Consider the following 24,960-nt stretch of genomic DNA (forward strand, 5'->3'; position numbering starts at 1 on the left):
TGATGACCTTGGCACCCGAGATCAACGAGACCAGCCCCGAGAAGCTGCTCGTGCCCGTGCTGTCGGCCTTCTGGGACGAGGAGAGGTCCTGGACGCTGGACGTCTACCGCAGGCACGAGGGCTACGAGGGGCTCCGCAAGGCGCTCGCCATGTCGCCGGACGACGTGATCGCGTACGTCAAGGAGTCCGGACTGCGCGGACGCGGCGGCGCCGGCTTCCCCACGGGAATGAAGTGGCAGTTCATTCCCCAGGGCGACGGCAAGCCTCACTATCTGGTTGTCAACGCCGACGAATCGGAGCCCGGAACCTGCAAGGACATTCCGCTCCTCTTCGCGAACCCGCACAGCCTCATCGAGGGCATCGTCATCGCGTGTTACGCCATCAGGTCGTCGCATGCCTTCATCTATCTGCGGGGTGAAGTCGTCCCCGTACTGCGGCGGCTGCACTCGGCCGTGCGCGAGGCGTACGCGGCGGGCTACCTCGGCAAGGACGTCCTGGGCAGCGGACTCGACCTCGAACTCACCGTGCACGCGGGCGCGGGCGCGTACATCTGCGGTGAAGAGACCGCGCTGCTCGACTCGCTCGAAGGCCGCCGTGGCCAACCGCGGCTGCGTCCCCCCTTCCCTGCTGTCGCGGGCCTGTACGCTTGCCCGACTGTTGTGAACAACGTGGAGTCGATCGCGTCGGTTCCCGCGATTCTCAACCGGGGCAAGGAATGGTTCCGGTCGATGGGCAGCGACAAGTCGCCCGGCTTCACGCTGTACTCGCTCAGCGGTCATGTCGCGAGCCCCGGCCAGTACGAGGCCCCGCTCGGGGTCACTCTCCGCCAGCTTCTCGACATGAGCGGCGGCATGCGGCCCGGTCACCGCCTCAAGTTCTGGACGCCGGGCGGCTCTTCGACGCCGATGTTCACCGACGAGCACCTCGACGTGCCGCTCGACTACGAGGCCGTGGGCGCCGCCGGCTCCATGCTCGGCACCAAGGCCCTGCAGTGCTTCGACGAGACGACCTGCGTGGTCCGCGCCGTCACGCGCTGGACCGAGTTCTACGCCCACGAGTCCTGCGGCAAGTGCACGCCCTGCCGCGAGGGGACGTACTGGCTCGTCCAGTTGCTGCGGGACATCGAGGCCGGCAAGGGCACGATGTCCGACCTCGACAAGCTCGCCGACATCGCCGACAACATCAACGGCAAGTCCTTCTGCGCCCTCGGCGACGGTGCCGCCTCGCCGATCTTCTCCTCCCTCAAGTACTTCCGCGCGGAGTACGAGGAGCACATCACGGGCCGGGGCTGCCCCTTCGACCCGGCCAAGTCTACGGCCTGGGCGGACAAGCCCGCGGAGGTGAACGCATGACCGTGACGACCAACGCTCCCACCGGGGGCGGTCAGGCGGCCCTCCCGCCGGAGGACCTCGTCAGGCTGACGATCGACGGCATCGAGATCAGCGTGCCCAAGGGCACCCTGGTCATCCGCGCCGCCGAACAGCTCGGCATCGAGATCCCCCGCTTCTGCGACCACCCCCTCCTCGAACCGGCCGGTGCCTGCCGCCAGTGCATCGTCGAGGTCGAGGGCCAGCGCAAGCCCATGGCGTCCTGCACGATCACCTGTACGGACGGGATGGTCGTGAAGACTCACCTCACCTCGCCCGTCGCCGAGAAGGCCCAGAAGGGTGTGATGGAGCTGCTGCTCATCAACCACCCGCTGGACTGCCCGGTCTGCGACAAGGGCGGCGAGTGCCCGCTGCAGAACCAGGCGATGTCGCACGGCAACGCCGAGTCCCGCTTCGAGGGCAGGAAGCGCACGTACGAGAAGCCCGTCGCGATCTCCACACAGGTGCTGCTCGATCGTGAGCGCTGTGTGCTGTGCGCCCGCTGCACCCGGTTCTCCAACCAGATCGCGGGCGACCCGATGATCGAACTGCTCGAACGGGGCGCGCTCCAGCAGGTCGGCACCGGTGAGGGCGACCCCTTCGAGTCGTACTTCTCGGGGAACACCATCCAGATCTGCCCGGTCGGCGCGCTCACGTCGGCGGCGTACCGCTTCCGCTCCCGCCCCTTCGACCTGGTCTCGTCGCCGTCCGTGTGCGAGCACTGCGCCGGCGGCTGCGCCACCCGTACCGACCACCGGCGCGGCAAGGTCATGCGGCGCCTCGCGGCCGACGACCCCGAGGTCAACGAGGAGTGGATCTGCGACAAGGGGCGGTTCGCGTTCCGCTACGCGCAGCTGAGGGACCGCCTCGACACACCGCTGGTGCGGCGCGAGTCCGGTGAGCTGGAGCCCGCGTCCTGGCCGGAGGCGCTTCAGGCCGCGGCTGAGGGCCTGCTGGCCGCGCGGGGCCGAGCCGGTGTGCTGACCGGCGGCCGACTCACCGTCGAGGACGCGTACGCGTACAGCAAGTTCGCGCGCGTGGCGCTCGACACCAACGACATCGACTTCCGCGCGCGCGTGCACAGCGGCGAGGAGGCGGACTTCCTGGCCGCTCGGGTCGCAGGCCGAGGCCGGGACCTCGACGGCAGGGGCGTGACGTACACCTCCCTGGAGAAGGCGCCCGCCGTCCTCCTCGTGGGCCTCGAGTCCGAGGAGGAGGCGCCCGGCGTCTTCCTGCGGATGCGCAAGGCCTGGCGTGGCCACGGACAGCAGGTCTTCTCGGTCGCCACGCACGCCACCCGGGGGCTGACGAAGGCCGGCGGCACGCTGCTGTCCGCCGCGCCCGGCACCGAGACCGAGTGGCTGGACGCGCTGGCCGGCGGGATCGGCCTCGACGAGGACGGCGCACGGGCTGCCGAGGCCCTGCGCACCGAGGGCGCAGTCATCGTCGTCGGTGAACGCCTCGCCGGTGTGGCGGGCGGACTCACCGCCGCCGTCCGGACCGCCACCGCGACCGGCGCCCAGCTGGTGTGGATCCCGCGCCGGGCCGGTGAGCGCGGCGCGATCGAGGCGGGGGCGCTGCCCTCGCTGCTGCCGGGCGGGCGTCCGGCGACCGACCCGCGCGCGCGGGAGGAGGTCGCCGCCGCCTGGGGCGTCGCCGAACTCCCGCACCGCTACGGCCGGGACACGGATCAGATCGTCGAGGCCGCGGCCACCGGCGAACTGCGGGCCCTGGTGGTCGCCGGTGTCGAGGTCGTCGACCTGCCCGACCCGGCACGCGCGCGTACCGCACTCTCCGCGGTCGACTTCCTGGTCTCGCTGGAACTGCGCCCCAGCGAGGTCACCGCACACGCCGACGTGGTGCTGCCGGTCGCCGCGGTCGCCGAGAAGGCGGGCACCTTCCTCAACTGGGAGGGCCGCGCCCGCTTCTTCGAGGCGGCCCTCAAACCCGACCAGATGACCCGCACCCTGGCACCCACCGACGCGCGCGTGCTCCAGATGCTCGCCGACGCCATGGACGTCCACCTGGGGCTGCCCGATCTGCGCACCGTGCGCGCGGAGCTGGACCGGCTCGGCACCTGGGACGGACTGCCGGCGGGCGACCCCCTGGCGATCGCCGCCCAGCTGCCGCGCCCGGCCGCCGGTGAGGCCGTCCTCGCCGGCCACCGACTGCTGCTCGACCAGGGCCGCCTCCAGGAGGGCGACGAAGCGCTCGCCGGGACGCGGCACGCGGCGCACGCGCGCGTGTCCGCCGCCACCGCCGCCGAGGCGGGCGTCGGGGACGGCGAGGTCCTGGCCGCGAGCGGCCCGGCGGGACGTGTCGAACTCCCGCTGAGGATCACCGAGATGCCCGACCGGGTGGTCTGGCTCCCGCTGAACTCCACGGGCGGCGGCGTCGCCTCCGACACCGGGGCGCTGCCCGGCACCCTTGTCCGCATCGGCCCGGCGACGCCTGCCGCCGAAGCCCCCAAGGAGGTGGAGGCATGAGCCCGTACCTCGCCGCTGAAGACCTCTCCATGTTCGGCCGCGACCCCTGGTGGCTGATCGCCCTCAAGGCGGTCTTCTGCTTCGCCTTCCTGATGGTGACAGTGCTGTTCTCCATCGTCTGGGAGCGCAAGGTCGTCGCCTGGATGCAGCTGCGCATCGGCCCGAACCGGCACGGCCCCTGGGGCATGCTCCAGTCGCTCGCCGACGGTGTGAAGCTGATGCTCAAGGAAGACGTCATCGTCAAGCGCGCCGACAAGGTGGTCTACGTCCTGGCGCCGATCGTCGCGGCCGTCCCGGCCTTCATGGCGATCGCGGTGATCCCCTTCGGCCCCGCCGACAACGAGATCTCGATCTTCGGGCACCGCACCGCGATGCAGCTCACCGACCTGCCGATCGCGATGCTCTACGTCCTCGCGGTCGCCTCGGTCGGCATCTACGGAATCGTGCTGGCGGGCTGGAGTTCGGGATCCACCTATCCGCTGCTCGGCGGTCTGCGCTCGTGCGCGCAGATGATCTCGTACGAGATCGCCATGGGCGCCGCCTTCGCCTCCGTGTTCCTCTACTCGGGGTCGATGTCGACGTCGAGGATCGTCGAGCAGCAGCACGACCGCTGGTACATCCTGCTCCTGCCGGTCTCCATGGTGATCTACATCGTGACGATGGTCGGCGAGACCAACCGCGCCCCCTTCGACATGCCGGAGTCCGAGGGCGACCTGGTCGGCGGCTTCAACACCGAGTACTCGTCGATCAAGTTCGCGATGTTCATGCTCGCCGAGTACGTGAACATGGTGACGGTCTCGGCCGTGTCGACCACGCTCTTCCTGGGCGGCTGGCGGGCACCGTGGCCGATCAGCAGCTTCTGGGCGGGCGCGAACCACGGCTGGTGGCCGTTGCTGTGGTTCGTCGTCAAGGTCCAGCTGCTGCTGTTCTTCTTCATCTGGCTGCGCGGCACGCTCCCGCGCGTCCGCTACGACCAGCTGATGAAGCTCGGCTGGAAGGTCCTCATCCCGGTCTCCGTGGTCTGGCTGATGCTCGTCGCGACCGTACGGGCACTGCGCAACGAGCACTACGGCTTCGCCGACATCGCCCTGTACGTGGCCGGCGGCGTCCTCGCGCTGCTGCTGCTGTCGTTCGTCGCCGACATGTTCCGCGAGAAGGCGAAGGAGGGCGCGCGGCCCGCCGAGGAGCCCGCCGCCTTCGACCCCATGGCGGGCGGTTTCCCCGTGCCGCCGCTGCCGGGACAGACGCTCCCGCCGGTGCCGCGGCGCCGCTCGCGCCGGGACCGGGAGCTGATTGTCAGTGGTGGGTCGGACACTGTCAGTGACGGAACTTCGGATGGAAAGGAGGCGTCCGATGGCTGAGGAGCCCAAGGAGACCGAGACCAAGCCCGGTTTCCAGAACCCCGTGGCCGGCTTCGGCGTGACCTTCAGGGCCATGTTCAAGAAGAGGCTGACCGAGCAGTACCCGGAGCAGAAGAAGACCACGGCTCCGCGGTTCCACGGCCGGCACCAGCTCAACCGCCATCCGGACGGCCTGGAGAAGTGCATCGGCTGCGAGCTGTGCGCCTGGGCCTGCCCCGCCGACGCGATCTATGTGGAGGGCGCGGACAACACGGACGAGGAGCGCTACTCCCCGGGCGAGCGGTACGGGCGGGTCTACCAGATCAACTACGCCCGCTGCATCCTGTGCGGCCTGTGCATCGAGGCGTGTCCCACACGCGCGCTCACGATGACGAACGAGTTCGAGCTGGCGGACACCAGCCGAGCCAACCTGATCTACACCAAGGAGCAGCTGCTCGCCGGCCTCGAAGAGGGCATGGTCGACACTCCCCACGCCATCCACCCGGGGACGGACGAGCAGGACTACTACCGGGGCCTGGTGACGGAGGCCGCCCCCGGCACGGTGCGCCAGGTAGCCGTCTCCAAGGGCGAACAGTCGCAAGCGCCTTCGGCCGCGGCCGAGGAACGGGGGGCGGACGCATGAGCGCGCAACTCGCCGCCTACACCACCTCCACCGGTGAGGCCCTCCAGTTCTGGGTCCTCGGCACGGTGGCGGTGATCGGCGCTCTGTGCACCGTGTTCATGAAGAGGGCCGTGCACAGCGCGCTGTGCCTGGCCGGCACCATGATCGTGCTGGCGGTGTTCTACCTCGCCAACGGCGCCTACTTCCTCGGGGTCGTGCAGATCGTCGTCTACACCGGCGCGATCATGATGCTGTTCCTGTTCGTGGTGATGCTCGTCGGCGTCACCGCGGCGGACTCCCTGAAGGAGACCATCAAGGGCCAGCGGTGGCTGGCCCTTCTGTGCGGGCTCGGTTTCGGGGTGCTGCTGTTCGCGGGCATCGCCAACGCGTCCCTGAAGGACTTCGACGGCCTCGGCAAGGCGAACGCCAACGGCAATGTGGAGGGCCTGGCGGCCCTCATCTTCACCAAGTACGTGTTCGCCTTCGAAATCACCGGCGCCCTGCTCATCACGGCCGCGGTCGGCGCCATGGTGCTCACCCACCGCGAGCGCACGGAGCGCGCCAGGACCCAGCGCGAGCTGTCCCAGCAGCGCGTACGGGAGGGCAAGCACGTCCCGCCGCTGCCGGCCCCCGGCGTCTACGCCCGGCACAACGCGGTGGACATCGCGGGCCTGCTCCCGGACGGCTCCCCGTCCGAGCTGACCGTCAGCAAGACGCTGCGCGACCGAGGCCAGATCCGTGATGTGTCGGACGAGGCGCTCAGCGATCTGAAGGCCCTGGAACACCGGGCCGCCGAGCGCCTGGAGCGGACCGAGGACGAGCGACCGGCGCACAAGAGGACCGAGGAGGCGTCGAAGTGAACCCGGTCAACTACCTGTATCTCGCCGCCCTGCTGTTCACGATCGGCGCCACCGGCGTGCTGATCCGGCGGAACGCGATCGTGGTGTTCATGTGCATCGAGCTGATGCTCAACGCCTGCAATCTCGCGTTCGTCGCCTTCTCCCGGATGCACGGCAATCTCGACGGCCAGATCATCGCGTTCTTCACGATGGTCGTCGCCGCCGCGGAGGTCGTGGTCGGGCTCGCGATCATCGTGTCGCTGTTCCGTACCCGCCACTCGGCCTCGGTCGACGACGCCAGCCTGATGAAGCTGTAAGGGGTCGCTGAATCGTGGACAACCTGATTGCGCTGCTGATCGCGGCGCCCCTGCTCGGAGCGGCCGTCCTTCTGTGCGGCGGCAGAAGGCTCGACGCGGTCGGCCACTGGATCGGCACGGTGCTGGCCGGTGCCTCCTTCGTGCTCGGCGTGGTCCTCTTCGCCGACATGCTGGGGAAGGCCGCCGACCATCGGACCGTGACGCAGTACCTGTACAGCTGGATCCCGGTGGGTGGCTTCCAGGCCGACGTCGCCTTCCGGCTGGACCAGCTGTCGATGACGTTCGTCCTGCTGATCACGGGTGTCGGCTCGCTCATCCATCTGTACTCGGTCGGGTACATGGAGCACGACGAGCGCCGTCGCCGCTTCTTCGGCTATCTGAACCTGTTCCTCGCGGCGATGCTGCTGCTCGTCCTCGCCGACAACTACCTGCTGCTGTACGTCGGCTGGGAGGGCGTCGGCCTCGCCTCGTACCTGCTGATCGGCTTCTGGCAGCACAAGCCCAGCGCGGCGACCGCGGCCAAGAAGGCGTTCCTGGTCAACCGCGTCGGCGACATGGGCCTGTCGATCGCCATCATGCTGATGTTCACGACGTTCGGGACCTTCGCCTTCGGACCGGTCTTCGCGGACGCGGCCAGGACCGGCGAGGGGAAGCTCACCGCCATCGGCCTGATGCTGCTGCTCGCCGCGTGCGGCAAGTCCGCTCAGGTGCCGCTGCAGTCCTGGCTCGGGGACGCGATGGAGGGCCCGACCCCGGTCTCGGCCCTCATCCACGCGGCGACCATGGTGACCGCGGGTGTGTATCTGATCGTCCGCTCCGGCGCGATCTTCAATGCCGCGCCCGACGCGCAACTGGCCGTCACCGTGGTCGGTGCCGTCACGCTGCTCTTCGGTGCGATCGTCGGTTGTGCGAAGGACGACATCAAGAAGGCACTGGCCGGCTCGACCATGTCGCAGATCGGCTACATGGTGCTGGCCGCGGGCCTCGGCCCCATCGGCTACGTCTTCGCGATCATGCACCTGGTGACACACGGCTTCTTCAAGGCCGGGCTGTTCCTGGGCGCCGGCTCGGTGATGCACGGCATGAACGACGAGGTCGACATGCGCAAGTACGGCGGCCTGAGGAAGTACATGCCGGTCACCTTCGTCACCTTCGGCCTCGGCTACCTGGCGATCATCGGCTTCCCCGGCCTGTCCGGGTTCTTCTCCAAGGACAAGATCATCGAGGCGGCCTTCGCCAAGGGCGGCACCGAGGGCTGGATCCTCGGCGGCGCGGCCCTGCTGGGCGCGGCCATCACCGCTTACTACATGACGCGCGTGATGCTGATGACGTTCTTCGGTGAGGAGCGCTGGAGGAACCAGCCGACCGCATCCCCCGAGGAGCCGAGCGTGGAGCCCGCCGCGGAGCACCACGGCGAGCACGCTGAGCCGCATCCGCACGAGTCGCCCAAGGTCATGACGATCCCGATGATCGTGCTGGCCTTCGGGTCGGTGTTCGCGGGCGGGATCTTCTCGATCGGCGACCGCTTCCTGCACTGGCTGGAGCCGGTCACCGGGCACTCCGAGGGCAACTCGCCGGTCAGCGCGCTGACGGTCACGACGGCCACGCTGGTGCTGCTCGTCGTCGGCGTCGCCGTGGCCTACGCCCAGTACGGTCGCCGCCCGGTCCCGGTCGTCGCACCGCGCGGGTCGCTGCTCACCCGGGCCGCCCGGCGCGACCTGCTCCAGGACGACTTCAACCATGTCGTCCTCGTCCGCGGCGGAGAGCACCTCACGCGCTCCCTCGTGTATGTGGACCACACCCTGGTCGACGGCGCCGTCAACGGCACGGCGGCCTCGGTCGGCGGCCTGTCCGGACGGCTCCGCCGACTCCAGAACGGCTACGCACGGTCGTACGCGGTCTCGATGTTCGGCGGTGCGGCGGTGCTCGTCGCCCTGACCCTGCTCATGAGGGCGGTCTGATAGCGATGTCCTTTCCTCTGCTGACAGCGACGGCGGTGCTCCCGGCCGTGGGGGCGATCGCCACGGCCGCGGTCCCGGCCGCCCGGCGCACCGCCGCCAAGTGGCTCGCGCTGGTCGTCTCGCTCGCCACGCTCGCGCTCGCCGCGGTGATCGCGTTCCGCTTCGAACCGGGCGGCGCGCGCTACCAGTTCACCGAATCGCACGCCTGGATCAAGGCCTTCGGCGTGCGGTACGAGCTGGGGGTGGACGGCATCGCGGTGGCGCTCATCGCCCTGACCGCGCTGCTGATCCCGTTCGTGATCCTCGCGGGCTGGCACGACGCCGACCCGCTGGAGACCGGAAGCCGCCGCTGGCGACCGACCCAGGGCTTCTTCGCCCTGATCCTGGCCGTCGAGGCGATGGTGCTCATCTCCTTCGAGGCCACCGACGTCTTCGTCTTCTACATCTTCTTCGAAGCCATGCTCATCCCGATGTACTTCCTCATCGGCGGCTTCGGGGACCGGGCCCACGAGCACGGTGAGGATGCGGCGTCCACGCAGCGGTCGTACGCCGCGGTGAAGTTCCTCCTCTACAACCTGGTCGGTGGGCTGATCATGCTCGCCGCGGTGATCGGCCTCTATGTGCAGGCGGGCACCTTCTCGCTCCCGGAGATCGTGCAGGCGCGGGCGAACGGCTCGCTCCCCATGGCGACCGGCACCGAGCGCTGGCTGTTCCTCGGCTTCTTCTTCGCCTTCGCGGTGAAGGCGCCGCTGTGGCCGCTGCACACCTGGCTGCCCAACGCCATGGGCGAGGCCACCGCCCCGGTCGCCGTCCTCATCACGGCGGTCGTCGACAAGGTGGGCACGTTCGCGATGTTGCGCTTCTGCCTCCAGCTGTTCCCGGAGGCGAGCAAGTGGGCGACGCCCGTCATCCTCGTCCTGGCGCTCATCAGCATCATCTACGGGGCGCTGCTGGCGGTCGGCCAGCGTGACATCAAGCGGCTGGTGGCCTACGCGTCGATCTCCCACTTCGGCTTCATCATCATGGGTATCTTCGCGATGACCAGCCAGGGCCAGTCGGGCGCGACGCTCTACATGGTCAACCACGGGATCTCGACCGCCGCCCTGATGCTGGTGGCGGGCTTCCTGATCTCCCGCCGCGGCTCGCGTCTGATCGCGGACTACGGAGGCGTGCAGAAGGTGGCGCCCGTGCTCGCCGGCACGTTCCTGATCGGCGGTCTGGCGACGCTGTCGCTGCCGGGCCTCGCGCCGTTCGTCAGTGAGTTCCTGGTGCTGGTGGGCACGTTCACGCGCCACCCGGCGATCGGCATCATCGCCACCTTCGGCATCGTCCTGGCCGCGCTCTACACCCTCGTCCTGTACCAGCGGACGATGACGGGCCCGGTGAAGCCGCAGGTCGCAGAGATGCCGGACCTGCGCGTACGAGAACTTCTGGTCGTCGTCCCGCTGATCGCGCTGCTGATCTTCCTGGGCGTCTACCCGAAGCCGGTCGCCGACATCGTCAACCCGGCGGTCAAGCAGACCATGTCCGACGTACACCAGACCGATCCCAAGCCCGAGGTGGAGGCGGCCAAGTGAGTACAACAGCCGTCCACAGCCTGTGGACAACCGCGGCCGATCCGATCTCGAAGATCCAGGCCCCGAAGATCGAATACGGACAGTTGTCGCCGACCCTGATCGTCATCGGCGCGGCACTCGTGGGGGTGCTGATCGAGGCGTTCGTCCCGCGCAAGTCCCGTTATTACGCGCAGGTGTTCGTGTCGGTCGTCGCGCTCGCCGCCGCGTTCGCCGCGGTCGTGGCGCTCGCGGCCGGCGGGTACGGCACGACCAAGGCGCACATCGCGGCGATGGGTGCCATCGCGGTCGACGGACCGTCCCTGTTCCTGCAGGGGACGATCCTGCTGGCCGGACTGCTCGGTGTGTTCACCTTCGCCGAGCGGCGCCTCGACCCGGCGGCACACGGCAACCGGGTCGACTCGTTCGCGGCACAGGCCGCGTCCGTGCCGGGCAGCGACAGCGAGAAGGCCGCCGTGAAGGCGGGGTTCACGACGACCGAGGCGTTCCCGCTACTGCTGTTCGCGGTGGGCGGCATGCTGGTCTTCCCCTCGGCGAACGACCTGCTGACGCTGTTCGTCGCCCTGGAGGTCTTCTCGCTGCCGCTGTACCTGCTGTGCGCCCTGGCCCGCCGCAAGCGGCTCATGTCGCAGGAGGCGGCGGTCAAGTACTTCCTGCTGGGCGCGTTCGCCTCCGCGTTCACGCTGTTCGGCATCGCGATGCTGTACGGGTACGCGGGCTCGGTGTCGTACGCGACGGTCGCGCAGGTCGTCGAGGGCACCGTCACCAACGTCGACCCGGCGCTCGCCAACACCATGGGCAACGACGTGCTGCTGCTCATCGGCGTCGCGATGGTCACGATGGGCCTGCTGTTCAAGGTGGCGGCGGTGCCGTTCCACATGTGGACACCCGACGTCTACCAGGGCGCGCCGACCCCGGTGACCGGCTTCATGGCGGCGGCGACCAAGGTGGCGGCGTTCGGTGCGCTGCTGCGGTTGCTGTACGTCGTCCTGCCGGGCCTGCGCTGGGACTGGCGGCCGGTGATGTGGGCGGTCGCGATCGTCACCATGCTGGGCGGTGCCATCGTCGCGATCACCCAGACCGACATCAAGCGGATGCTGGCGTACTCGTCGATCGCGCACGCGGGATTCATCCTCGCGGGTGTCATCGCGACGACACCGGACGGCGTGTCCTCGGTCCTCTTCTACCTGGCCGCGTACTCGTTCGTGACGATCGGTGCCTTCGCCGTCGTGACGCTCGTCCGCGATGCGGGCGGCGAGGCCACGCACCTGTCCAACTGGGCCGGCCTCGGACGCAGGTCCCCGCTGGTGGCGGCCGTGTTCGCGGTGTTCCTGCTGGCCTTCGCGGGCATCCCGCTGACCTCCGGCTTCGCCGGGAAGTTCGCGGTGTTCAAGGCGGCCGCGGAGGGCGGGGCGATTCCGCTGGTCGTGATCGGTGTGATCTCGTCGGCGATCGCCGCGTTCTTCTACGTCCGCGTGATCGTCCTGATGTTCTTCAGCGAGCCACGGCCCGAGGGCCCGACGGTGGCGGTTCCGTCACCGCTGACGATGACGGCGATCGGGGCGGGTGTGGCGGTCACGCTGGCGCTGGGCGTGGCCCCGCAGTACTTCCTGGACCTGGCGAGCCAGGCGGGAGTCTTCGTGCGCTGACCCACCCCGGCCACGGCGACGGCCCGGCACCCGCTCGGGGGGTGCCGGGCCGCTGTTGCCTTGACCAGGGCAGGGACAGGCAGCCTGTGGACAACTCCGGGGCAGTCGGTGCGAACCCCTATCGTGGACGTCGTGGTCGGGGGAGGACATACGGGGGACGGGCGATGGACGGGACGGGTGTGATGACCGAGGTGGGCGTGGCGCCGGGCGGCGGGAGCGAGGCGCTGGGCGTCCTGGACCGGGTCTTCGGGTACGAGGCCTTCCGCGGCGACCAGGAAGCGATCATCGAGCATGTGGTGGCCGGCGGTGACGCCGTCGTGCTCATGCCCACCGGCGGCGGCAAGTCGCTCTGCTATCAGATCCCCGCCCTGGTCAGACCCGGCACGGGCGTCGTCGTCTCACCTCTCATCGCGCTGATGCAGGACCAGGTGGACGCGCTGCGGGCGCTCGGCGTGCGGGCCGGGTTCGTCAACTCCACGCAGGACTTCGACGAGCGGCGCGTGGTGGAGGCGGAGTTCCTCGCCGGCGAGCTGGACCTGCTCTACCTGGCCCCGGAGCGGCTGCGACTGGAGTCCACTCTCGGCCTGCTCTCGCGCGGCAAACGGTGTTCGCGATCGACGAGGCACACTGCGTCTCCCAGTGGGGGCATGACTTCCGCCCCGACTACCTGACGCTGTCCGTGCTCGGCGAGCGCTGGCCGGAGGTTCCCCGGATCGCGCTCACGGCGACGGCGACGCACGCGACGCACCAGGAGATCACCCAGCGGCTGAACGTGCCGGGGGCCCGTCACTTCGTCGCGAGCTTCGACCGGCCCAACATCCAGTACCGGATCGTCCCGAAGGCGGACCCCAAGAAGCAGCTGCTGACGTTCCTGCGCGAGGAGCACCCGGGCGACGCGGGCATCGTGTACTGCCTCTCGCGGAACTCGGTGGAGAAGACGGCGGAGTTCCTGACCCGCAACGGCATCGAGGCGGTGCCCTACCACGCGGGCCTGGACGCGGGCACGCGCGCGGCCCACCAGTCCCGCTTCCTGCGCGAGGACGGTCTGGTCGTGGTCGCGACCATCGCCTTCGGAATGGGCATCGACAAGCCGGACGTACGGTTCGTCGCGCACCTGGACCTGCCGAAGTCCGTCGAGGGCTACTACCAGGAGACGGGCCGGGCGGGCCGCGACGGACTGCCGTCCACGGCCTGGATGGCGTACGGGCTGAACGACGTCATACAGCAGCGCAAACTGATCCAGTCCGGGGAGGGCGACGAGGCGTTCCGCCGACGGGCCCAGGCACACCTGGACGCGATGCTGGCGCTGTGCGAGACCGTCCGGTGCCGCCGTGGTCAGCTGCTCGCCTACTTCGGCCAGGACCCGGAGCCGGGCGGCTGCGGCAACTGCGACACGTGCCTGGTTCCGCCCGACACCTGGGACGGGACGATCGCGGCGCAGAAGGTGCTGTCCACGGTGTGGCGGCTGGAGAGGGAGCGGCGGCAGAAGTTCGGCGCCGTGCAGATCGTCGACATCCTGCTGGGACGGCGCACGGCCAAGGTCATCCAGTTCGATCACGACCAGCTGTCCGTGTTCGGCATCGGTGAGGAGCTGACCGAGGGCGAGTGGCGGGGTGTCGTCCGGCAACTGCTCGCGCAGGGCCTGCTCGCGGTCGAGGGCGAGTACGGGACGCTGGTGCTGACCGAGGCGAGCGGGGCGGTGCTGCGCCGGGAGCGCGAGGTGCCGCTGCGCAAGGAGCCGAAGAAGGCCGAGGCGTCCCGGGCGTCCACGGGCTCCGCCCGGCCCGGGCGCAAGCCGAAGGCGGCCGCCGCCGAGCTGCCCGGGGAGCTGGCCCCCGCCTTCGAGGCCCTGCGCGCCTGGCGCGCCGAACAGGCCAGGGAGCAGGGCGTCCCGGCGTACGTCATCTTCCACGACGCCACGCTCCGCGAGATCGCCACCGTCTGGCCCACTTCGGTGGCGGAGCTCGGCGGCATCAGCGGCGTCGGCGAGAAGAAGCTGGCCACGTACGGGGAGGGCGTGCTCGGTGTACTCGCCGCCCTGGGCGGACCGCCCGGCGCCGCCCCTGCCCGCGCCGAGGGCGCCACACCGGACGGGAACCGGCCGGACCAGGACCCGGGCATGGAGCCGGAGCCGGAGGACTGGACATAGCGGCGGGGGCCGGCGGAGGTGAGGACGGACGGGAGCCGTGGCCCCCCACCCGTCACAGCGCACGCGAGGCATACGCCCTGACGTCCGCGTCCGAGTCCGTCATGGCCGTGGCGAGGGCCGCGCGGGCGCCCTCCGCCCGGGTGCGCCGGGTCAGTGCCAGGACGGCCGGCTTCGCCGGCGCCCGGCGGAAGGTCTGCCACTGTGCCGGGCGTGGCGCCTGCGGGGACGGGGCGCCACCCGCGGCTGTGGAGGGTGCTGCTCAGACGCTCGGTACCACCCGCCCCGTCACCTCCCCGAGCCCCACTCGCGTCCCGTCCGGCCCCGGCGCCCAGGCCGTCAGCGTCACCACGTCGCCGTCCTCCAGGAACGTCCGCTTGCCGTCCGGGAGTTCGAGTGGATCCCGGCCGTTCCAGGTCAGTTCGAGGAGCGAGCCGCGCTCGCGCTCCGTCGGCCCGCTCACGGTGCCCGAGCCGTACAGATCGCCCGTCCGCAGCGAGGCCCCGTTCACCGTCATGTGTGCCAGCTGCTGGGCAGCCGTCCAGTACATGGTCGAGAACGGCGGCTCGGAGACCACATGGCCGTTGATCGCGACGGAGATGCGCAGGTCGTAGCCCGCCGGTTCCTCCTGGGAGTCGTCCAGGTACGGCAGCAGCGGGTGCGTGCGCTCCGGCGGCGCGGTCCGTGCCTCCTCCAGCGCGTCCAGCGGAGTGATCCACGCCGAGACGGACGTGGCGAACGACTTGCCGAGGAACGGTCCGAGCGGCACGTACTCCCAGGCCTGGATGTCCCGTGCCGACCAGTCGTTGAGCAGACACACCCCGAACACATGGTCGCGGAAGGCGGACAGCCCCACCGGCCGGCCCAGCCGTGACGGCGCCCCCACCACGAAGCCCACCTCCGCCTCGATGTCCAGGCGGGTCGAGGGCCCGAAGACCGGCGCCGGGTCGGCGGGGGCCTTGCGCTGCCCCTGCGGACGTACGACGTCCGTGCCCGAGACCACCACCGTCCCCGAGCGGCCGTGGTAACCGATCGGCAGATGCTTCCAGTTGGGCGTCAGGGAGTCCTCCGCGTCCGGCCGGAAGATCTGCCCGACGTTACGGGCGTGGTTCTCGGAGGCGTAGAAGTCGACGTAGTCCGCGACCTCGAAGGGGAGGTGCAGGGTCACCTCGGACAGCGGACGCAGGAGGGGCTCGATGGTCTCCTGGTGCGCGGGCACCGTCACCCACGCCGTCAGCGCCCGGCGCACGTCCGACCAGGCTGTGCGCCCCGCGGCCAGCAACGGGCCCAGGGAGGGCCGCGCCAGCAGGGAGGCGTACGGAGAGCCGAGCGCCTCCGCCGCCGCGCCGGCGTCGAGCACGCGGTCGCCCAACCGGACGCCGACGCTCCGCTCATCGGAGCCGACGGGCGAGAACACGCCATAGGGGAGGTTGTGCGGGCCGAAGGGTTCGCCCTCGGGGACGTCGAAGGGGGGCATGGGATGCTGCCTCGCTTTCGTGCACTCCAGGTGTGCCGTTGCATGGGGTGCGTTCCATGTGGTCGCCGCACACGTTACGGGTGAGTTGCCTGTCTTGGGCAGTGTCTAAAGAGTTCGCAATGCCCGAATAGGCCTTGTCGGAGCGGCCAATTCCGGCTTAGCGTCCTTTGGGGACTTGGACGGGGTGGGTCCGGTCCGTAGGGGGGACACGTGGGGGGACCCGTGGCCAGGAGCACCGGCAGCGTGCCGTTCGACGCGGACCGCGAGGTACCGGGGCTCATCGTGAAGTTCGGCGACTATCCGCTGCACCACGGCGGAGTCGGTGCCATCCGCAGCCTGGGCCGGCTCGGCGTACCGATGTATGCGATCACCGAGGACCGTTACACGCCGGCCGCGGTCTCGCGCTATCTGCGGCGCGCCTTCGTCTGGCCGACCACGGGGACGGAGGAACCGGAGCGGCTCGTGGACGGCCTGCTGCGCATCGGGCGCCGTATCGGCCGGCCGACGGTCCTCATCCCCACCGACGAGGAGGCCGCGGTCCTGATCGCCGAGCGCCAGGACGCGCTGGCCGACCGCTTTCTGTTCCCCAAGGTGGACGCCAAGCTTCCGCGCCGCCTCGCCAGCAAGCAGGGCCTGCACGAACTGTGCGTGGAACACGGCATCCCGAGCCCGGCGGCCGCCTTCCCGCAGTCGTACGACGACATCGTGCGCTTCGCCGAGAAGGCCCGCTTCCCGCTCGTGGCCAAGAACCGCGAGGCGTTCGTGCGGCGCGCCCAGCCCGCGGTGGGCGGCACGACGAAGATCACCACCCGCGAGGGGCTCTTCACGCTCGCCCGCGACTGGGGCGAGCGCCCCGGTGTGATCCTCCAGGAGTACCTGCCCCGGGAGCAGGCCGAGGACTGGATCGTGCACGCCTACTTCGATCAGGATTCGACCCCGCTCGCCATGTTCACCGGCGTCAAGGTCCGCTCCTGGCCGCCGCACGCGGGCATGACCGCGAACGCGTACGTCGTCGACAACCCGGAGCTCGCCGACATCGCCGCGCGTTTCGTCAAACAGCTCGGCTTCACCGGCATCGTCGACCTCGACCTGCGCTTCGACCGTCGCGACGGTCAGTACAAACTGCTCGACTTCAACCCGCGCATGGGCGCCCAGTTCCGGCTCTTCGAGAACGAGTCGGGGGTGGACGTCGTCCGCGCCATGCACCTGGACCTGACCGGCCGCGCGGTTCCGGAGGGGGAACAGTGCGCCGGCCACCGCTACATCGTGGAGAACATCGACCTGCCCGCCCTGCTCGCCTACCGCCGCAGCGGCTACACGACACCGCACGCACCGGCCCGCGCGAGCGGTACGGAGCTGGCCTGGTTCGCGGGTGACGACCTGCGGCCCTTCTTCACGATGCTCGCGCGCTTCGTGCGGCCGGGCGCGAAGCACCTGTATCAGCTGTGGCGGACCAACCGCCGTGGGAGCACCACGACCGCGTCGTAGCCAGGTCGTAGTGCGTACGGGCTCCACCACGAAGTAGGCACGTCTGCGTCCTGGGGAGGGACTTCGTGATTCAACCGGTAGCAGTCATCGGTGCCGGCCCGTTCGGCCTGTCCGCCGCCGCCCATCTGCGGGCGCGCGGTATCCCGGTACGCGTCTTCGGCGAGCCCATGGTGAGCTGGCGCGACCACATGCCCGCGGGCATGCTCCTGAAGTCGACCCCGGCCGCGTCGAACATCGACGCCCCCCAACGCGGGCACACCCTGGCCGACTACTGCGACGCGGCGGGCATCCCCCGGCTGGTGACGGACGAGGACATCATCCCGGTCGAGACGTTCAGCGCGTACGGCGAGTGGTTCCAGCGGAAGCTGGTGCCCGAGCTGGAGCGGGTCCGGGTCGTCTCCGTGGACCGCCGTCAGGGCGGCGGCTTCGAACTGAAGCTGGACTCGGGTGAGTTGTTCACGGCACGGGCGGTCGTGGTGGCGACGGGGCTCTCGGGTCTCGCCCACCTCCCGCCGGAGCTGGCCGCGGCGGCGGACGGCCCCGCTCCCACGGGCCCGGTCTCCCACAGCTCCCAGCACCACGACCTGGCCCGGTTCTCCGGCAAGGAGCTGCTGGTCGTGGGCGCGGGCCAGTCCGCGCTGGAGACGGCGGCACTGGCGGCCGAGGCGGGAGCGCGGGTGCGCGTGATCTCGCGCGGCCGGGGCCGGGTGACGTTCGGCGCGGCGCCGTGGCAGCAGCCCAGGCTGCGCCCCGAGTCGCCGTTCGGGCGCGCCTGGTCGCTGTGGGCGCTGAGCCGCTACCCGCATCCGTACCGCTTCCTGCCCGCCCAGACCCGCCACTACCTGGTCCGTCGTGTCCTCGGGCCGCTCGGCGCATGGTGGCTGCGCGACCGTTTCGAGGGCAGGGTCGAGGTCCGTGAGGTCGCCGCCATCGCGGGCTCGTCCGCCCGGGACGGCAATCCCGTCCTGACCGTCCGGACCCACGCGGGCCGTACGGAGGAACTGACCGCGGACCACGTCATCGCCGCGACGGGCTACCGGGTGAACATCGCCGCGATGGACTTCCTCGGCCACGAGCTGCGCGCCGAACTGGCGGTGAGCCGGGGCACGCCGAGGCTCGGCGCGGGCTATGTCTCGTCGGTGCCGGGCCTGTACTTCACGGGCCTGCCCGCGGCCGCCTCGTACGGCCCGGTGATGCGTTTCGTCTGCGGCACGGAGTTCGCCTCCCCGCGCCTGGCGAAGCACCTGGCGGCAGCACACGGCTGAGACGGCGGGGGACTGACGCCTCCCGCGTCATGGAGTGCGGGGCGGGCCGCGGCGGCCGGACGGGGGTGTGTGCAACAGCACATCGGGCTGCGGGGGTTGGGCCGGGCCCGCTTCTCCGGGACCGGGGGCGCGGCCCGGGCTCCGCGGTTGTCCGGCGCGGTGGTTCCCTGGCGCACGGGACACCGGACGTCGTCCGGTTCAGGCCGAGTCGTCGGGGCGTTCCATCCGTATTCTCTGATCATGGCCGCACCCCTCGCATATTCGCTCATCGCCACTGACCTGGACGGAACGCTGCTACGTGGTGACGACACGCTCTCCGACCGGTCGAGGGCCGCGTTGGCCCGGGCCGCAGCGGCCGGCGCCCAGCACCTCGTGGTGACGGGGCGCCCGGCGCCGAGAGTGCGGCCACTGCTCGACGAACTCGGCAGCGAGGGGCTCGCGGTGTGCGGACAGGGCGCGCAGGTGTACGACGCCGGCGCGGACCGGCTGCTGTTCTCCGTCCCCCTGGACCGGGAGTTGGCCGAGACCGCCCTCGGCAAGATCGAGGCCGAGGTGGGACAGGTGTACGCGGCCGTCGACCAGGACGGGGTGGACGGACTCACGCTCATCGAGCCCGGCTACCGGATGCCGCACCCCACCCTTCCGGCGGTGCGGGTCGAGCGGCGCGACGACCTTTGGTGCGAGCCCATCAGCAAGGTGCTGCTGCGCCATCACGCCCTGTCCGACGACGAGTTGGCGGCGGCGGCGCGCGGAGCGGTCGGCTCCCTCGCGACGGTCACCATGTCCGGGCCCGGTACGGTCGAACTCCAGCCGGTCGGGATCACCAAGGCGACCGGGCTGGCGCTGGCCGCCGAGTTCCTGGGCCTGAGCCCGGCGGAGACCATCGCCTTCGGCGACATGCCCAACGACATCCCCATGTTCGACTGGGCCGCGCACGGCGTCGCCATGGCCAACGCCCACCCGGAACTCAAGGCCGTCGCCGACGAGATCACCATGTCCAACGAGGACGACGGCATCGCCGTCGTCCTCGAAAGACTCTTCACGGGCCGGTAGGCCTCGGCCGTGGGCCTCAGTACGCGCTGTTCACGTTGTCGATCGAGCCGTACCTGTGGGCGGCGTAGTTGCACGAGGCCGTGATGTTCGCGACCGGGTCGTAGGGGCTGAAGGACGTACCCGGGACGTGGTACGCGGCGAAGGTGGGGTCGATGATCTGGAGCAGGCCCTTGGACGGGGTGCCCCTCCTGGCGTTGGAGTCCCAGTTGTTGATGGCGAACGGGTTGCCCGAGGACTCGCGCATCACATTGCGGTAGATGCCGTTGTACGAGCCGGGGATGCCGTGCTGGCGCATGATCGCCAGCGACTGGCGGATCCAGACATCGAGGTTGGCGGCGCGGGCGGACGCGGCCTTGCTGCTGACGGTGGTCGCCACGGACGTTCCGGGGGTGGCGGAAGCGCTGGTCGCGCCGATGATCGGCAGGGCGAGAACGGCGGCGCTCGTCCCCGCGACGGCGAGGGCGCGGGTGAAGCGGGCGGCCTTGGAGCCGCGGTCCCGACGGCGTGCGGGCAGGGCGAAAGCGGACATGTCGCGTTCCTCTCCGGCGCCTGCGAGGTGAGCTGTCGGGTTCGGGCTGGGAGGTGCCCGGCCGTGTCCTCGGTGTCGAGGGCGCGGCTTCACCCCAAGCCGTTCCGGAACGCGTCCGGCTCGGCACTTACCTGGGTCCCCCGCTCCTGCCGTCGTGGGTTGGTGGGTTCTCGAGCGGCGGCAGGATTCGGCGTTCCGCTCGGATCGAGTGGGAAGGTATGCGAGAGCACATGTCGGGAACAAGCCGGGAATTCACACTCCGACCGAATTGACCTTGAAGTGCGGGAATAGGGTTGATGATCCATGTTGTTGAGCGGGGCTCAACTTGCCGTTCGCAAACGAGGTTTTGGCGACCTGCCCGGAATGCCGGGCCCGGCGCGGGCGTGACCCATCTCACTTGGGCCCGACTTGGGGAGTAGATGGTAATTAAGTGAATCAACGCGGCAATTCGGGCGAAACGGTCATGGCTCCTCGTCTTCTTCGAGACAACGTGTGTCCGGCGGCGCGCCGGGGCGAGACGTGACCCCGGTCACCTGGAGGGAAGTGGGTGGTGTCGCCGGCCGTCGGGTCGCGTGCCCCCGGTCCGCTCGCCTTCGTCGGGTCCCACGGGGTCCCGGCGTCCCACCGGGTCCCGGCGTCCCACCGGGTCGTCCCTGCGTCCGGTCGGGTCCCCGCGTCCGGTCGGGTCCCTGCGTCCGGTCGGCCGTGGCGTCCGGTCGGGTCGTGGCGTCCGGCCGGGTGGCGGCGGTCGGCGGCGCGCCGGTCCGGGGCGGGCATGCCCCCGATGGCGCACGTCCGACGGGTGCCTCCCGATGGACGGGAAAGCGTGCGGGGGCCGCTCCGGGGCAGTCGGGAGGGAGGTGGTTCCGGCTGCGGGAGGCGCTTGTCGGCTATGCGGACAAATATCTGTTCGTATTGCCCGATCGAGAACATGCCGTTCGTGATCCGATACCGCCCGGCCTGGAACAGTGGGCGCTCGTGGTGATCGAAACGTGACCGGATACGCTGACTTGAGTGATGGCGGCGACAGATCGACAAACTCCATGAGTGAGGTCGACCGGCGACGCCATCGACCAAGTGACCGACCTTGAGACCGACCGTGTGATCGTCAGCAGACGTCAGCAGACAGGAGACCTCACGTGACCGTCGTCGGGCCGTTCGGGCTGAGCGTGCGGGACCAGGCTCTGGAGGCCGATGTCCAGGCCGGACTGGCCGCTGTCGAGGAGGGGTTGCTCGATGCCACCAAGAGTGAGGTGCCCTTCATCACGCAGGCCGCGCAGCACCTCGTGCGCGCGGGCGGGAAGCGGTTCCGGCCGCTGCTCGTGATGCTGGCGGCACAGTTCGGCGACCCGTACGCGCCGGGGGTCGTGCCTTCGGCCGTGGTCGTGGAACTGACCCATCTCGCCACGCTGTACCACGACGACGTCATGGACCAGGCGGAGGTCCGCCGCGGGGTTGACAGCGCCAACACCCGCTGGGGCAACTCGGTCGCGGTCCTCACCGGCGACTTCCTGTTCGCCAGGGCTTCGCACATCCTGGCCGACCTCGGCCCGGAGGCGGTGCGCATCCAGGCGGAGGCGTTCGAGCGGCTGGTCACCGGCCAGATCCTGGAGACGGCGGGGCCGCGGGACGGTCGCGACCCGGTGGAGCACTATCTCGACGTCCTCGGCGGCAAGACGGGCTCGCTGGTGGCGGTGGCCTGCCGCTTCGGCGCGATGATGTCGGGTGCCGACGAGACGGTCGTGGACGTGCTGACGCAGTACGGCGAGCGGCTGGGCGTGGCGTTCCAGCTGGCCGACGACGTCCTGGACATCGCGTCCGACTCGCACGAGTCCGGAAAGACGCCCGGAACGGACCTGCGCGAGGGCGTCCCCACCCTCCCCGTGCTGCGCCTGCGCGAGCGCGTGGAGCGCCTGGGGCTGCCCGAGGACATCGCCCTGTGCGAGCTGCTGGACTCCGACCTCACCGACGACACCCGCCACGCCGAGGCCCTGTCCCGGCTTCGCGCCCACCCGGCCCTGGAGCAGGCCCGCCGCGACACGGTCCGCTATGCGGAGGACGCCCGCTCGGCCCTGGCCCCGCTGCGGGAGTGCGGTGCGAAGGCGGCCCTCATGGAACTGTGCGACGCGGTGGTGCACCGGGCGGGCTGACGGTGATGCGCCCGTCGCACCCGTAGCCACAGCTGGCACACGGGTAACACTTTTGTCATACGTTACGGTGAAGGGTGAGCTGAATCACATAGCTGGATTGAGTCCAGGCTGAGATCGGTTCCGTACCCATGCCCGGAAGCTGACGCAGGGGGCGTCGGCTCGGATACGGGGAGATTCACGACCATGCGCACTGACGCCACGTTTGCGAAGCGTCGTACCGGCCTGATCACCGCCGTCGCCACGGTCGCCGCGGCCGGAGTCGCGGCCGCGGTCGTCCCGGCCGTCGCCGCCGGCCGGGCAAGCACGCACCACGGCATGGACCACGCCGGGCGCGCGGCACGGACCGTCGTCACCGAGAGCGGCACCCTCGCCGACAGCGGCTCCGGCGGCGCCATCCTCGTCGCGAGCCTCCGCGGTGCCAACGAGGTTCCCGTCGCGAAGGGCCCCGCGGTCGGCGACAAGGACGGCGCGGCCCTGGAGTTCATCAGGGTCAAGGGCGACACCGTCTCCGTCGCCGTCAGCTGGCGCGGCACCGGCCGGCCCACCGAACTCCACATCCACGAGGGCGCCAGGGGCGTCAACGGCGGGATCAGGGTCGACTTCGGCGGGCTGCTGGCGAAGGGCGTCAAGGGGCACACGCTCGTCGGCAGCGTGAAGGTCGAGGACACCGCGCTGCTCTCCCGGCTCAAGACCGACCCCGGTGCCTTCTACGCCAACCTGCACACCGCCGAGTTCCCCGGCGGAGCCGTCCGCGGCCAGCTCCACAACGTCACGACCGCCTTCGACTTCCGTCACGCCCTGGACAACTTCCAGGCCTCGGTGATCAAGGGCAAGCAGATGTACGAGTGCAAGCCCGCCGCCGCGGGCGGCCATGCCTTCGCACAGCGCGATGTCGCAGCCCTGCTCGGCGGCGACATCCTGCACTCCTACGTGAAGCCCGGCTCCGGCACGCCGCAGTGGGTCGCCCCCGACCGCAGCGCCGTCACCGGAACCGTCCTGACCAAGACCCCGAACGGCGACACGAACATCCCCGAACTCGACCTGAGGGCAAGCCGCTCCGGCGCGCACCACGGTCTGCTCGCGGACACCGCCGAGATCCTGCGCCTGAACACGGTCGGCGGCGTCGCGCCCTCCGGTTCCTGCACCCCGGGGGCGATCGTGGGCGTCCCCTACCGGGCGGACTATGTGTTCGTCCAGGACTGAGCGAGGAGTTCGCCGGGGCGGCCCCTTCCCCGTACGACCCCTACGGGTCGGGGGAGGCGCCGCCCCGTCATGTCATACCCCAGGATTACGCGGAGTTGAGCCCGCGGTCTGACGAATCCCTCCCGCCGATTTGGTCAGATGGAGAACACCACTCCACAGGAGTTCGGGTGACAATGGCGGCGCAGGGGTGGACGAGTGCACTGACGGTAAGCCGCCGCCGACGACGGAGGTAAGGCACACATGGCACCGTACGAATCCGACGACAGCACACCCGCCGGGGAGGTGGAGGACGTACGCGACGGGCGGCGCACGGCCGCGCGGTACGTCGTCCCGGTAGCGGTGGTGGGAGTGGCGGCGGCGACCATCGGGCTCGTCCCGGCGTTCGCCGGCTCCGGCGACCCCACCCTGCCGAAGATCAGCGCGCAGCAGCTCATCGAGAAGATCGCCAAGTCGGACGTCCAGCAGCTGTCCGGCACGGTGAAGATCAGCACGGACCTGGGCCTGCCGAACCTGGGCGGGCTGCAGAACAGCCTCGCCCAGGGTGCGCTCTCCCAGGGCGCGGGGGGCAAGGACGGCTCGGCCGCCGACCCCAGCTCCAAGCTGCTCGAACTGGCCTCCGGCACGCACACCCTGCGGGTGGCCACCGACGGCCAGGACAAGCAGAAGCTGTCGCTCGTCGAGAAGGCCGCCGAGTACAGCGTCATCCGCAAGGGCACCGACGTGTGGGCGTACGACAGCGCGTCGAACTCGGCGTACCACGCGACCGGCGCGGGCGACCACAAGAACGAGAAGGCCGCGCCCAAGGACGTGCCCGCCACGCCGAAGGACCTGGCGCAGCAGGCCCTGAAGGCCGGCGACAAGACGACCTCGGTGACGGTCGACGGCACCGCGCAGGTCGCGGGCCGGGACGCGTACAAGCTGCTCATCCGGCCGAAGCAGTCGGGCACGACGGTCGGTGCGATCAGCATCGCGGTGGACGCGAAGACCGGGCTGCCGCTGAAGTTCACACTCACCCCGGCGTCGGGCGGCGCGGCGGTCGTGGACGTCGGCTTCACGGAGGTCTCCTTCGCCAAGCCGGCGGCCTCGACGTTCGACTTCACCCCGCCCAAGGGCACCAAGGTCACCCGGGGTGACGACATGAAGGCCGGGGAGGAGAACGCACAGAAGGCTGAGCCCAAGGGCACGGAGAAGACGGCCCGAGGCGCCGAGCCCAAGACCCTCGGCCAGGGCTGGAACTCGATCGTCGTGTTCGACACCGGCAGCAAGGGCGGGGTGCCCTCGGGCTCGGCGTCCGGCAACAGCACCGTCTCCGGCTTCCTGAACTCGCTCGGCGACCACGTCACCGGCAAGTTCGGCTCGGGCACGGTCTTCTCGACCCGCCTGGTCAACGCCCTGATCACGGACAACGGCAAGGTGTACGCCGGCGCGGTCACCAAGGACGCGCTGGTGAAGGCGGCCAACGCGGGGAAGTAGGCCCGTAGGAGGGCAGGAGCG

Annotated in this window: 17 protein-coding genes, 1 pseudogene and 1 riboswitch; of the genes and pseudogenes, 16 read left to right on the forward strand and 2 right to left on the reverse strand. The window is 70.3% G+C overall.

Annotated features, from left to right (window positions below):
• Positions 1–2 precede the first annotated feature (2 nt).
• The 10 genes and pseudogenes from nuoF (at position 3) to recQ (ending at position 14,304) form a co-directional block, all read left to right on the forward strand.
• Complete coding sequence (gene nuoF / locus ASC56_RS21320; RefSeq protein WP_055493100.1) at positions 3–1,352, forward strand: NADH-quinone oxidoreductase subunit NuoF; 1,350 nt, start codon at positions 3–5, stop codon at positions 1,350–1,352.
• Complete coding sequence (locus ASC56_RS21325) at positions 1,349–3,853, forward strand: NADH-quinone oxidoreductase subunit G (protein ID WP_055493101.1); 2,505 nt, start codon at positions 1,349–1,351, stop codon at positions 3,851–3,853. Before nuoF ends, ASC56_RS21325 begins: the two co-directional genes overlap by 4 nt.
• Positions 3,850–5,214: an NADH-quinone oxidoreductase subunit NuoH gene (gene nuoH / locus ASC56_RS21330; RefSeq protein WP_055493102.1), complete on the forward strand. Its 1,365-nt coding sequence runs from the start codon at positions 3,850–3,852 to the stop codon at positions 5,212–5,214. Before ASC56_RS21325 ends, nuoH begins: the two co-directional genes overlap by 4 nt.
• On the forward strand, positions 5,207–5,836 hold the full coding sequence (nuoI, locus tag ASC56_RS21335) for an NADH-quinone oxidoreductase subunit NuoI (RefSeq protein WP_055493103.1): 630 nt from the start codon (positions 5,207–5,209) through the stop codon (positions 5,834–5,836). Before nuoH ends, nuoI begins: the two co-directional genes overlap by 8 nt.
• A complete protein-coding gene (locus ASC56_RS21340; RefSeq protein ID WP_055493104.1) occupies positions 5,833–6,675 on the forward strand; it encodes an NADH-quinone oxidoreductase subunit J in 843 nt (280 codons plus the stop codon). Before nuoI ends, ASC56_RS21340 begins: the two co-directional genes overlap by 4 nt.
• Positions 6,672–6,971 (forward strand): NADH-quinone oxidoreductase subunit NuoK, encoded by a 300-nt coding sequence (nuoK, locus tag ASC56_RS21345; RefSeq protein ID WP_028420845.1) that lies wholly within the window; start codon positions 6,672–6,674, stop codon positions 6,969–6,971. Before ASC56_RS21340 ends, nuoK begins: the two co-directional genes overlap by 4 nt.
• A gap of 14 nt (positions 6,972–6,985) precedes the next feature.
• Positions 6,986–8,932, forward strand: a complete 1,947-nt coding sequence (gene nuoL, locus ASC56_RS21350) for an NADH-quinone oxidoreductase subunit L (protein ID WP_055493105.1) — start codon at positions 6,986–6,988, stop codon at positions 8,930–8,932.
• 5 nt (positions 8,933–8,937) lie between these two features.
• Positions 8,938–10,509 carry an NADH-quinone oxidoreductase subunit M gene (locus tag ASC56_RS21355; RefSeq protein WP_055493106.1) on the forward strand — a complete coding sequence of 524 codons (1,572 nt, stop codon included), beginning with the start codon at positions 8,938–8,940 and terminating at the stop codon, positions 10,507–10,509.
• Positions 10,506–12,155: an NADH-quinone oxidoreductase subunit NuoN gene (gene nuoN / locus ASC56_RS21360; RefSeq protein WP_055493107.1), complete on the forward strand. Its 1,650-nt coding sequence runs from the start codon at positions 10,506–10,508 to the stop codon at positions 12,153–12,155. Before ASC56_RS21355 ends, nuoN begins: the two co-directional genes overlap by 4 nt.
• A gap of 164 nt (positions 12,156–12,319) precedes the next feature.
• Positions 12,320–14,304: pseudogene (gene recQ / locus ASC56_RS21365) on the forward strand (DNA helicase RecQ).
• A gap of 259 nt (positions 14,305–14,563) precedes the next feature.
• On the opposite strand, the gene fahA reads toward recQ, so the two are convergent.
• Positions 14,564–15,778 (reverse strand): fumarylacetoacetase, encoded by a 1,215-nt coding sequence (fahA, locus tag ASC56_RS21370; protein WP_055493108.1) that lies wholly within the window; start codon positions 15,776–15,778, stop codon positions 14,564–14,566.
• 222 nt (positions 15,779–16,000) lie between these two features.
• On the opposite strand from fahA, the gene ASC56_RS21375 reads away from it, so the two are divergent.
• The 3 genes from ASC56_RS21375 (at position 16,001) to ASC56_RS21385 (ending at position 19,584) form a co-directional block, all read left to right on the forward strand.
• On the forward strand, positions 16,001–17,266 hold the full coding sequence (locus tag ASC56_RS21375) for an ATP-grasp domain-containing protein (RefSeq protein ID WP_234377012.1): 1,266 nt from the start codon (positions 16,001–16,003) through the stop codon (positions 17,264–17,266).
• A gap of 65 nt (positions 17,267–17,331) precedes the next feature.
• A complete protein-coding gene (locus ASC56_RS21380) occupies positions 17,332–18,531 on the forward strand; it encodes an FAD-dependent oxidoreductase (RefSeq protein WP_055493110.1) in 1,200 nt (399 codons plus the stop codon).
• A gap of 240 nt (positions 18,532–18,771) precedes the next feature.
• Positions 18,772–19,584 (forward strand): HAD family hydrolase, encoded by an 813-nt coding sequence (locus ASC56_RS21385; protein ID WP_055493111.1) that lies wholly within the window; start codon positions 18,772–18,774, stop codon positions 19,582–19,584.
• Positions 19,585–19,600: 16 nt separating this feature from the next.
• On the opposite strand, the gene ASC56_RS21390 is transcribed toward ASC56_RS21385, so the two are convergent.
• Positions 19,601–20,113 (reverse strand): transglycosylase SLT domain-containing protein, encoded by a 513-nt coding sequence (locus tag ASC56_RS21390; protein ID WP_079102626.1) that lies wholly within the window; start codon positions 20,111–20,113, stop codon positions 19,601–19,603.
• Positions 20,114–20,117: 4 nt separating this feature from the next.
• Positions 20,118–20,288, reverse strand: a riboswitch (cyclic di-AMP (ydaO/yuaA leader).
• A 964-nt stretch (positions 20,289–21,252) separates the two neighbouring features.
• Between ASC56_RS21390 and ASC56_RS21395 the strand changes: the two genes are divergently transcribed.
• The 3 genes from ASC56_RS21395 to ASC56_RS21405 all read left to right on the forward strand — a co-directional run bounded on the left by ASC56_RS21395 (position 21,253) and on the right by ASC56_RS21405 (position 24,939).
• Positions 21,253–22,263 (forward strand): polyprenyl synthetase family protein, encoded by a 1,011-nt coding sequence (locus ASC56_RS21395; RefSeq protein WP_055493112.1) that lies wholly within the window; start codon positions 21,253–21,255, stop codon positions 22,261–22,263.
• A 183-nt stretch (positions 22,264–22,446) separates the two neighbouring features.
• Positions 22,447–23,466, forward strand: coding sequence for a CHRD domain-containing protein (locus tag ASC56_RS21400; protein WP_055493113.1), 1,020 nt, complete (start codon positions 22,447–22,449; stop codon positions 23,464–23,466).
• Between the two features lie 240 nt (positions 23,467–23,706).
• Positions 23,707–24,939: a hypothetical protein gene (locus ASC56_RS21405; RefSeq protein ID WP_055493114.1), complete on the forward strand. Its 1,233-nt coding sequence runs from the start codon at positions 23,707–23,709 to the stop codon at positions 24,937–24,939.
• Positions 24,940–24,960 lie beyond the last annotated feature (21 nt).

Source organism: Streptomyces sp. TP-A0356 (assembly GCF_001417775.1).
Taxonomy (GTDB): Bacteria; Actinomycetota; Actinomycetes; order Streptomycetales; family Streptomycetaceae; genus Streptomyces.